The sequence below is a fragment of the Nitrosomonas halophila genome (genome assembly GCF_900107165.1).
Classification (GTDB): domain Bacteria; phylum Pseudomonadota; class Gammaproteobacteria; order Burkholderiales; family Nitrosomonadaceae; genus Nitrosomonas; species Nitrosomonas halophila.
Genome location: NZ_FNOY01000085.1, coordinates 1 through 10060, shown reverse-complemented (window position 1 = coordinate 10060; position 10060 = coordinate 1). Strand labels below are relative to the sequence as shown.

Annotated in this window: 10 protein-coding genes; 6 read left to right on the top strand and 4 right to left on the bottom strand. The window is 55.2% G+C overall.

Annotated elements, in window-relative coordinates; genetic code table 11:
* Positions 1 to 228, top strand: a 228-nt coding sequence (locus BLV85_RS15530; protein WP_218132851.1) for a hypothetical protein, incomplete at its 5' end; no start/stop codon positions are given.
* A 32-nt stretch (positions 229 to 260) separates the two neighbouring features.
* Here BLV85_RS15530 and pstB read toward each other — a convergent pair.
* From pstB to pstC, 3 genes are all read right to left on the bottom strand, one after another.
* A complete protein-coding gene (gene pstB / locus BLV85_RS13305) occupies positions 261 to 1055 on the bottom strand; it encodes a phosphate ABC transporter ATP-binding protein PstB (RefSeq protein ID WP_090415725.1) in 795 nt (264 codons plus the stop codon).
* A gap of 8 nt (positions 1056 to 1063) precedes the next feature.
* Complete coding sequence (gene pstA / locus BLV85_RS13300; RefSeq protein WP_090415723.1) at positions 1064 to 1990, bottom strand: phosphate ABC transporter permease PstA; 927 nt, start codon at positions 1988 to 1990, stop codon at positions 1064 to 1066.
* 76 nt (positions 1991 to 2066) lie between these two features.
* A complete protein-coding gene (pstC, locus tag BLV85_RS13295; RefSeq protein WP_090415722.1) occupies positions 2067 to 3017 on the bottom strand; it encodes a phosphate ABC transporter permease subunit PstC in 951 nt (316 codons plus the stop codon).
* 414 nt (positions 3018 to 3431) lie between these two features.
* On the opposite strand from pstC, the gene BLV85_RS13290 reads away from it, so the two are divergent.
* Genes BLV85_RS13290 through BLV85_RS13270 form a run of 5 tightly spaced genes read left to right on the top strand, consistent with a single transcriptional unit; the run spans position 3432 to position 9030 of the window.
* Entirely contained in the window at positions 3432 to 4139 is a 708-nt protein-coding gene (locus BLV85_RS13290; protein ID WP_245725226.1) for a DUF2064 domain-containing protein, read from the top strand.
* Complete coding sequence (locus BLV85_RS13285; protein ID WP_090415720.1) at positions 4132 to 4842, top strand: TIGR04283 family arsenosugar biosynthesis glycosyltransferase; 711 nt, start codon at positions 4132 to 4134, stop codon at positions 4840 to 4842. The genes BLV85_RS13290 and BLV85_RS13285 overlap by 8 nt, the downstream gene beginning before the upstream one ends.
* Before the next feature lie 5 nt (positions 4843 to 4847).
* Entirely contained in the window at positions 4848 to 5897 is a 1050-nt protein-coding gene (locus BLV85_RS13280; protein WP_090415719.1) for a methyltransferase domain-containing protein, read from the top strand.
* Positions 5888 to 6889, top strand: coding sequence for a radical SAM protein (locus BLV85_RS13275; protein WP_245725225.1), 1002 nt, complete (start codon positions 5888 to 5890; stop codon positions 6887 to 6889). The genes BLV85_RS13280 and BLV85_RS13275 overlap by 10 nt, the downstream gene beginning before the upstream one ends.
* Entirely contained in the window at positions 6886 to 9030 is a 2145-nt protein-coding gene (locus BLV85_RS13270; protein WP_090415718.1) for an FAD-dependent oxidoreductase, read from the top strand. Before BLV85_RS13275 ends, BLV85_RS13270 begins: the two co-directional genes overlap by 4 nt.
* A 139-nt stretch (positions 9031 to 9169) precedes the next feature.
* On the opposite strand, the gene BLV85_RS13265 is transcribed toward BLV85_RS13270, so the two are convergent.
* Entirely contained in the window at positions 9170 to 9937 is a 768-nt protein-coding gene (locus BLV85_RS13265) for an OmpA family protein (RefSeq protein WP_090415717.1), read from the bottom strand.
* Between the last annotated feature and the right edge of the window lie 123 nt (positions 9938 to 10060).

Below are 10060 nucleotides of genomic sequence, written 5' to 3'. Positions count from 1 at the left end.
CATCTTCTCAGAGATTGGGCGGGGTGCTCCACTATCACCGGCCATGGTCTTACAAAAGGCGCTTTCGGTTACCCACAAATTCTGCCGAGGAGCCATAAATTGAGCCAAAGACAGCAGCTCAATTTATCTGTTGCGCTGCAGGTCGTGGTTATCGGTTATGCGCTTGAGCAGATCGAATTAAGTACACAGGCGCGGGACAAATATCAAGATACCGTGATTTGGAGATGACATTGCCCGTAGCCGAACGAGACCCCGATCGATCAACCAAACCTGCCCGTGATGTAATCCTCGGTTTGCTTGTTCTTCGGTTTGATAAAGATGGTGTCGGTGACATCGAATTCGATCAATTCGCCCATATACATATAGGCGGTATAGTCGGAGACCCGGGCGGCCTGTTGCATGTTGTGGGTGACGATCAGGATGGTGACCTTGTTCTTGAGGTCGGTGATCAATTCTTCGATGCTGGCGGTTGCGATCGGGTCCAGCGCGGAAGTCGGTTCGTCGAATAGCAGAATTTCCGGGTCGGTCGCGAGGGCGCGCGCGATGCACAGCCGCTGCTGCTGCCCGCCCGACAGATTGAAGGCGAGATCATTGAGACGGTCCTTGACCTCTTCCCACAGCGCGGCATTGCGCAGAGCGTTTTCAACTTTTTCTTCGAGGATGGAGCGGCGTTTGATGCCTCTTATCCTCAGGCCATAGGCGACATTCTCAAAAATGGATTTGGGGAATGGATTGGGTTTCTGGAACACCATGCTGATGCGCATCCTGACTTCTATCGGATCGACATTGGGCGAGAGGATGTTTTCATTGTCGGGATGCAGGATGATTTCGCCCCCATAGTGATTGTCGGGGTAGAGGTCATGCATGCGGTTGAAGCATCGGAGAAACGTCGATTTGCCGCAACCTGAGGGGCCAATCAACGCTGTGACCTGTTTTTCATGGACCACCATGTTGATGTCCTTGAGTGCCTGAAAATCCCCATAGCGAAAAGTGAGGTTATTCACTACGGATTTGATCGTGCTGGACGTGCTGGCGCCCGGTCTGGTTGTTTGCATGATTTCGTTTACCATTTAATTTTTTTACGCAGATGATAACGCAGGTAAATAGCCAATCCGTTCATCAGCAATGTCATGACCACTAGCACCAGGCCCGCTGCGGCGGCATTGGCCTGGAAGGCTTCTTCTGGTCTGGAGACCCAGTTGAACATCTGAATCGGCATGACGGTAAAGGGTGCCATCAGCCATTCGAAGGATAAAAAGGGAAATTCTGCCTGAACCGGGGCAGGGGGCAAAAAGGCGATGAAAGTCAGGGCGCCGATCGTGATAATAGGGGCTGTTTCCCCAATTGCGCGCGCCAGCCCGATAATCACGCCGGTCAGTATGCCGGCTGCCGAATAGGGCAGGATATGATCCGCCACGGTTTGCCATTTGGTCGCCCCGAGCGCATAAGCGCCTTCGCGGATTGCAACGGGAATCGAGCGGATCGCCTCGCGGGTCGCGACAATTACAATTGGCAGGATCAGCAACGCCAGCGTCAGGCCGGCCGCGAGAATGCTTTGTCCCAGCCCGAGTTGATATACGAATAGTCCCAGTGCCAGCAAACCGTAAATGATCGAGGGCACCCCGGCCAGATTGGTGACATTGATTTCGATAATTTCGGTGAGTAAATTGGTCGGCGCATATTCTTCCAGGTAGACGCCAGCCGCCACCCCGAGCGGCACGGCCGCCACGGCAGTGACCAGCATGACCAACGTCGTGCCGACCCAGGCGGAGAGAATCCCGGCCGCTTCAGGACGGCGCGATGGGAATGACGTGAAGAAGTCCCACGACAAACGGGGCATGCCGTCGATGAGCATGTGCGAGAACAGCGCGATAAAAGTCAGAATGGCGATCATCAAAGCCATCACGCCAGCGACCAGGAATAGCGAATCCCAGCGTTTATGGCGGGAGATGACTGCTCGTATCTCTTTCAGGTTTTTTACGTGATTCATCTGGGTATGATGACTAAAAATTAGATGCTTCAGATGAGGGAGGCTGCAAGGTCGACCAAGCCGGCTGGCAGCGGTGTCAATAAACTTCCCGGTAATATTTGCGCAACAAATGACCCAGGATGTTGAAAGCCAAGGTCATCAGAAGCAGCGTCAGGCCGGCTGCAAAGATTGTCTGATAGCCGATGCTCCCATGCGGCAAATCCCCGAGGCTCACTTGAACGATATAAGCGGTAATGGTGGCTGCCGGTTCTGTGGGATCCCAAGTCAGATTGGGTTGCATGCCCGCAGCGATGGCAACGACCATGGTTTCGCCTACCGCCCGTGAAATACCGAGTATATAGGCCGCCGCTATGCCGGATAAGGAGGCTGGCATGACGACCTTGATCGCCGTCTGGAATCGTGTCGCACCCATCGCATAGGAGCCTTCCCGCAGATGCATCGGCACCGAGCGCATGGCATCTTCGGTCATGGAGCTCACATAGGGAATGATCATGATTCCCATGACCAGGCCCGCGGATAAAAGGCTGAAGCCGGGAAGGTCGGGGATGAGCATTTGCAGCAGCGGCGTGACGAACAATAAGGCAAAATAACCGTAAACGACTGTCGGAATGCCGCCCAGCAGTTCCAGAAATGGTTTGGCGATTTCTCTGACTGTGAAGGGCGCAAATTCGGAGAGATAAATCGCGATGGTGGTGCCCAAAGGCAGCGCGACAAGGAGCGCGACTGCAGAGCTGACAACCGTACCCGAGACCAGGGGCAGAATGCCATAGTGGGCGTCATCAAAAAGGGGTGTCCATTGCGTATCCGTCAGAAACTCGCGCAGCGATACATGCTCGAAAAAGACCAATGATTCCGAGATCAGCATGTAAATGATTGCGAATGTAATGAAGACAGAAAAGAAAGCTGCCAGAAACAGCAGTATTTCTATCACACGCTCTTTCAGATGCCGCTTGTAATCGTAGCGTAGATTTCTTGTCGCTGGCGTGCCGACAAGCGTATCTTTGGTATTGTGGATAGGAATCCTCATTCTTTTGAGTAGCGAGCTGAGATAGGAGAGCTTCATACTAAGGACCAATTATTACAATTTGATGACGGACACCTCTAAAAATCCGTATTTGGTCACAATACGCCGTTGTTCACAAAAAATGTCTTCCTACATATCAATCATATGCTGCGTCAACATTTTTTGTTCCCGCCTTGTCTTGCTTAAAACTCTGGATTTTTAGAGGGACCCTGAAAGTAATATAGGCATCGTGCGCAGCGACCAGTACGAGCCACACTAAGCTGCGCATTTTAACATACAGAATCCGTGAATAATCTATTCCCCGGTTGTGGGTATGGAAGAATCCTGAAATTCATATACTGGTATGATGGAATATGACGCTATGTTGAAGCTGGCGATGGGTTGTTTGGGATTGTATGTATCCTGCTGAATGGAAGCATGAAAATTAGAGAGATGGCCAAAATGGATGCAGTGCTGGTGGTGGTATGCAAGCGTCCTCGGCCTGGCATGGGCAAGCAGAGGCTGGCGGTTGGCTTCGGCATCGAACAGGCCATGGCTTGCGCCCAGGCGCTGCTCGATTGTGCGCTGGAGGACGCGCTGGCCTGGAGGGGGCCGGTGGTGATTGCACCGGCTTCTTCCGGGGATCGTGCCTGGGCGGCTTCGCTACTTCCACCGCAGTCAATGGTGACGATCCAGCCCCAGGGCACCGGCAACCTCGGGCAGCGATTGAATGGCCTCGATCGCTCGTTGCGCTTGCATGGTGCGAAGCGATTGATTTATATCGGCAGTGATGCGCCGCTGCTGACCGAGGAGGATTACAGCGCTTGTCGGGTGGCGCTGATGCATGCCGATACAGTGCTCATACCCGCCGTCGATGGCGGGGTGGTGATGATGGCGAGCAACTTGCCATGGCCGGAGCTCGGTCATTTGCCATGGAGCACTGCTCATTTGGGCGCTGCGCTGATGGAACAGTGTCGCCAGGCGGGCCAGACGGTCGTCTGTCTGAAACCGAATGTGGACATAGATGAACCGGAGCAGATCGAACAGTTGTGCGCCGACCTGCGGCATGACGCACGGCCGGCCCGGCGGCGGCTGCATGCCTTGGTCAGTTGTCTGCATGCAAACAAGCGGGTCAGCCATGCATGAATGCAGCGTGATCATCCCTTGCTACCGGGACGAATCCAGGCTCGAGTCACTGTTGAATCAATTGCACAGGCTGCCGGATATCCCGCAAGAAGTGATCGTGGTCGATGCTGCCCGGCAGACAGCCTGCCGGGCAGTTTGTGAGCGCTACGGCGCGCGCTGGCTGCCTGCCATACCCTGCCGCGGCCAGCAGTTACGCGCGGGCGCCATGAGCGCGCGGGGCGAGATACTCTGGTTCTTGCATGCGGATGCGCGGCTGCCGGAGAACCCGTTGCCAGCCATCGCGCGGGCATTGACCAACGGTGCGCTGGGCGGCTATTTCCGCTTCCGGTTTGACGGTGCATGCGCCTGGCCGGCACCGTTGCTGGAAACAGCGATTGCATTGCGTTGCCGGATTGGCGTACCGTATGGAGACCAGGGCATCTTTGCCAGGCGCAGCAGCTATTTTGCTGCCGGTGGGCATGCCCCCTGGCCATTGTTCGAAGAGGTGCCGCTGGTGAGGAATTTGCGTGCACTGGGGCGTTTCCAGGCGCTGACGGAATCGTTATGGGTCGATCCGCGGCGCTGGCAGCGGGAGGGCTGGTGGCGCCGTACTTGGCACAACCGCAAGCTGGCGCTGGCATTTGCCTGGGGTGTGCCAGCTGAAAAGCTGGCAGGCCGGTATTTCCACCGAGGCGATCCAGATGATTTGACAACAGGAACTTGATCACCATGAAAGAAAGCGTTCAAAAATACTATGGCGAGACATTGACCGGTTCATCCGATCTCAAGACCAATGCCTGCTGCACCGATGCAGGCCTGCCCGATTATGCGAAACCCTTGCTGGCCCAGCTGCATGAGGAAGTGCTCAACCGCTATTACGGTTGCGGGCTGGTGCTGCCGCAACAGCTCGAAGGGCTGACTGTGCTTGATCTGGGTTGCGGGGCCGGGCGGGATGTTTATGTGCTGTCGCAACTGGTGGGTGAAAAAGGCCAGGTGATCGGCGTCGACATGACCGAGGCGCAGCTGGCTGTGGCGCGCCGCCACCAAGATTATCACCGCAAGGCATTCGGTTACGCCCGCAGCAATGTGCGTTTCCTGCAGGGGAATATCGAGAAACTCGATGCGCTGGATTTGCAGGCGTCGAGCGTGGATGTGATCGTCTCCAATTGCGTGATCAATCTCGCTACCGACAAGGCTGCCGTATTGCGGGAGGCGCACCGCGTGCTCAAACCGGGAGGCGAGTTGTATTTCTCCGATATCTATAGCGACCGGCGTGTTCCGGCTGCGCTGGCCGATGATCCGGTATTGTACGGGGAGTGCCTGGGCGGCGCGCTTTACTGGAACGATTTCCTGAATCTGGGCCGGGCATGCGGTTTCACCGATCCGCGCCTGGTGGAAGATCGGCCGATCACGATTGGCAATGCCGCCATCGCAGCGCGTACCGGGCCGATTTGTTTCTATTCGGCCACCTACCGGCTGTTCAAGCTCGCTGGGCTCGAGCCCGCCTGCGAGGATCATGGCCAATCGGTGGTCTATCGCGGCACCATTGCGCATCACCCGCATGGTTTCATGCTGGATAAGCATCATCATATCGAGACCGGCCGCCAGTTTCCGGTGTGCGGCAATACCTGGCGCATGTTGCATGACACCCGGTTTGCGCCGCATTTTGTGTTTTACGGTGATTTTGAGCGCCATTTCGGCATTTTTCCGGGATGTGGCATGGGTATTCCGTTCGATGACACAACCCGGCCGCCGGCAGCGGCTGGCGGATGCTGTTGACCACGGCCATGAAAATCCCTGCTTCCTCGCCGGCGGGGCAGGCAGCACGTTCTGCCGCCTGGTACCAAACCGCCGATGGCGCACCACGTGGATTCATTCATACCCATGCGCTGGAAGAAGTGTGGTTTCATACCGGCACTGCCTGCAACCTGGCCTGCCCATTCTGCCTGGAAGGCTCAAAGCCCGGAGATGATCGCCTGCAACGGGTGCGCTTGGCAGATGTGCAACCGTTTATCGATGAAGCGCTGACATTGGGCGTGAAACAGTTTTCCTTCACTGGCGGGGAGCCGTTCATCAACAAGGATATCGTGCCGATCCTGGATTACGCCTTGCAGTCTCGGCCGTGTCTGGTGCTGACCAATGCGACGCGCCCCCTGATCCAGCGGATCAGGCAGCTGAAGCCACTCAGCCAGCATCCGCATCCGCTTCACTTGCGCGTGAGCCTCGATCATTTTGAAGCAGCGCGCCATGATCATGGCCGGGGGAAAGGGATGTTCGCGCAAGCGCTGGCTGGCATGCGCGAGCTTCATCATGCGGGATTTTCGTTATCCATCGCCAGCCAGGCGATACCCGGCTGCAGCCAGGCCGAGGTGAGCCAAGGATTCGGTGAGGTGCTGCAGGCAGCGGGATTGCCTGCCGATTTGCCGCGCATCGAATTTCCCGAATTTCATCCGCCTGCCGCGCAAGTTGCCAGCCCCCAGATCAGTGCGCAATGCATGACCGATTATCACAGCGAGTCCAGCCGGCGGCAGTTCATGTGCGCATTCAGCCGAATGGTTGTGAAAACTGCAGGACGCATGCGCGTTTATGCCTGCACGCTGGTGGACGATGACCCCGACTATGCGCTGGCGGATACGCTCATCGACAGCTTGCCTGTGCCGGTGAGCATGAAGCATCATCGCTGTTACAGCTGCTTTCGTCTCGGTGCATCCTGCAGTGAGCTGCAGCGGGCGGATCAAGACATGTCAGCAACCGGAGCGGGTGATACATGAACAGGCGCCTGGTCCTGTTGCTAGCCGTGCTGGTATTGGTCGGCCTGTTTTATCTGCTGGATCTGGCCAGTCTTTTCAGTCTGGAATCGCTCAAGGCGCATCATGCCGACCTGGACCAGAGCTACCAGGACAATCCATTCCGGTTCATGGGTTGGTATGCGCTCACCTATATTGTCATGGCGGCGCTGTCCTTGCCGGGTGCGGCGGTCATGTCGCTCGCTGGTGGGGCCTTGTTCGGGCTCTGGCTGGGTGTGCCGCTTGTCCTGTTCTCAGCCACAATTGGTGCGACGCTCGCTTTCTGGGCCGCGCGCTATTTGTTCCGGGATGCGGTCTCGCGCCGGTTCGGGGACCGGCTGGCGGCCATCGATCAGGGGCTTGCCAGGGATGGCGCGTTTTATCTCTTCTCCTTGCGGCTGGTGCCGGCTATTCCTTTCTTCCTGATCAATCTGCTGATGGGCCTGACGCGCCTGCCAACCAGGACATTTTTCTGGGTGAGCCTGATCGGTATGCTGGCTGGCAGCATTGTCTATGTCAATGCCGGCACACAATTGGCGGCGATCGAAACCCTGTCCGATATTCTGTCACCCCCGCTGCTTGCTTCCTTTTTGTTGCTTGCCGGATTTCCTTGGCTGGCGCGTTGGGGCATCGGCTATTTACAGCAGCGGCGGCGTTATGCGCGTTGGCCTAAGCCGCAACATTTTGACCGGAATTTAATTGTCATCGGCGCGGGTGCCGCTGGTCTGGTCACGGCATATATTGCAGCGGCAGCTCGAGCGAAAGTCACGTTGATCGAATCCCATAAAATGGGGGGGGATTGTCTCAATTACGGATGCATTCCATCCAAGGCGCTGATCCGTACTGCCACTTTCCTGAAGCAAGCCCGTGCAGCCCCGTCGCTGGGAATCACGCAAACCCAGGTTGAGTACAATTTTGGTGAGGTCATGCAGCGCGTGCAGCGGATCATCCGAGCAGTCGAACCACATGATTCCGTAGAACGCTATACCGGGCTTGGGGTTGAAGTGATTGCAGGTCAGGCACGTATCAATTCCCCCTGGACGGTTGAAGTTGATGGAAAAACACTCACCACACGCGCCATTGTCATCGCCAGTGGCGCACGCCCGTTTATTCCCAAAATCCCAGGATTGGAAACAGTGCAATATTTTACTTCGGAAACAATCTGGTCACTGACCGAACGGCCGAAGCGCTTGGTGGTACTGGGAGGTGGACCAATTGGCTGTGAGCTCGCGCAAGCTTTCGCCCGTCTGGAGTGTCAAGTAACCATAGTGGAGCGAGATCGCTTGATGGCTCGCGAGGACGCAGAAGTCGCTGAATTCATGGCAACCATATTGCAGGAAGACAGCGTGCGCCTGCTAACACAGACGGAAGCAGTTCGTTGCGAACGACGAGAAAACGACACGCAATGCTTGATCGTGCGTGATCCAGAAGGAAGGGAGCAGATGCTGCCATTCGACGCTTTGTTATGCGCGGTGGGCCGGGTTGCCCGTACCGAAGGATTGGGGCTTGAAACGCTCGGCATTCCTTTGACAGAGCGGCGTACAATCGAAACGAACGGCTGGCTAGAAACAATTTATCCCAATATCTACGCCTGTGGTGATGTCGTGGGACCGTATCAATTTACCCATGCTGCAGCGCATCAAGCCTGGTATGCCGCGGTTAATGCCATGTTTGGAGATTTCAAACGCTTCAAGGTCGATTACTCCATCATACCGTGGACGACATTTACCGATCCGGAGGTGGCGCGGGTCGGGCTCTCGGAAGCCGAGGCGAAAACCCACAATATCAGCCATGAAGTGACGCGCTACGACCTCAATGAGCTGGACCGTGCCATTGCCGACGAAGCCGCGCATGGCTTCGTCAAAGTGCTGACGGTGCCGGGAAAAGACCGGATCCTGGGCGTAACGATCGTGGGATCGCATGCCAGCGACCTACTAGCGGAATTTGTGCTGGCAATGAAACATGGTTTGGGTCTCAACAAGATCCTGGGCACCATCCATACCTATCCCACCTGGTCCGAGGCCAACAAATATGTGGCGGGGGAATGGAAACGCAGGCATGTGTCCCAGCGCCTGCTCGGCTGGCTCGAGAAATATCATGCCTATAAGCGGGCGCCCAGCAAATAAGGAGAATAATACCCCGATTGAGCGTTGCGGCCCGGGTTGTTCTCTGCCCATAACCAAATGGGCAACGTCAGCATTACGCTCCCATCTCGCCAAGCTTTAAACGCTGACTTTTTAGAGGCTCCCTGATAGGGATGAGCCGTTATTGAATAACAATTTCGACTCGACGGTTACGCTGCCTGCCTTCAACAGTATCATTGGTCGCAACGGGCCTACTCATGCCATACCCAATCGTTTCTATTCTGTTATGAGATATTCCCTCAGACAAAAGAAGACTCTGAACTGCATTTGCCCTGTCTTCTGACAGACGCAGATTAAACGAAGCACTCCCGGTAGAGTCTGTATGCCCTTCTATGAGCACTCTCTTATCCTGGTATTGCTGCATAAATTGTGCTAAACGGCGAATCATAGTAACCGCTCCTGGCATCAGCTCAGCTTTTCCGGTTTCAAATAGCACATCGCCCAAAGTCATTACCATGCCGCGTTCGGTTTTCTCTGCCTGGAGCGCTGCCAGCTGCTGTTCTAGCTGGGCTTTCCTAGCTATTACTTGTTGTGTTTCGCGCTCTCTTGTCCGCAAAGCGAACTGGCTAGAAGCTTCCCTCAATCTTGCTAATTCATTTTCTGTCAGGCTAAAATTTTTCACTTCCAGAGCTGTTAATACTTGGTTATTGCCAATATAAGCCAGCGAACTCATTTCTTCATCAGTTCGCGCTTCGGCAGATTTCCTCAATGTCTCTTCTGCTTCAATGAGATGTTCTGCAGCATATTTGATTGCATCTGGATCAGCTTTTGCTCTGGCAAATGCTGATTCTGCGTCAATCAGCATTGCATTTTTTTTCAGTGGACCTCCGCAAGAGGTAACGGCAAAAACAAACAATACAGCAAGCAAGATATTTATGCGTTTTGTCATAATAATTCTCTCTTATGCAAGGGACTTAACGCTGTTTGTCAAGGTAGTTGTCGTGTTCATCTACACGGCGACCTTTAAGTCACCCCCGTCCTTCTCTGGGTTCAGCCAGACTTGCTCTGGTAG

Excerpts from the sequence above, each read along its gene's own strand:
- BLV85_RS13290 (WP_245725226.1), top strand. The coding sequence starts at position 3,432 with ATGAAAATTAGAGAGATGGCCAAAATGGATGCAGTGCTGGTGGTGGTA.
- pstC (WP_090415722.1), bottom strand. The coding sequence starts at position 3,017 with ATGAGGATTCCTATCCACAATACCAAAGATACGCTTGTCGGCACGCCA.
- BLV85_RS13270 (WP_090415718.1), top strand. The coding sequence starts at position 6,886 with ATGAACAGGCGCCTGGTCCTGTTGCTAGCCGTGCTGGTATTGGTCGGC.
- BLV85_RS13265 (WP_090415717.1), bottom strand. The coding sequence starts at position 9,937 with ATGACAAAACGCATAAATATCTTGCTTGCTGTATTGTTTGTTTTTGCC.
- BLV85_RS13275 (WP_245725225.1), top strand. The coding sequence starts at position 5,888 with ATGCTGTTGACCACGGCCATGAAAATCCCTGCTTCCTCGCCGGCGGGG.
- BLV85_RS13285 (WP_090415720.1), top strand. The coding sequence starts at position 4,132 with ATGCATGAATGCAGCGTGATCATCCCTTGCTACCGGGACGAATCCAGG.
- BLV85_RS13280 (WP_090415719.1), top strand. The coding sequence starts at position 4,848 with ATGAAAGAAAGCGTTCAAAAATACTATGGCGAGACATTGACCGGTTCA.
- pstB (WP_090415725.1), bottom strand. The coding sequence starts at position 1,055 with ATGCAAACAACCAGACCGGGCGCCAGCACGTCCAGCACGATCAAATCC.
- pstA (WP_090415723.1), bottom strand. The coding sequence starts at position 1,990 with ATGAATCACGTAAAAAACCTGAAAGAGATACGAGCAGTCATCTCCCGC.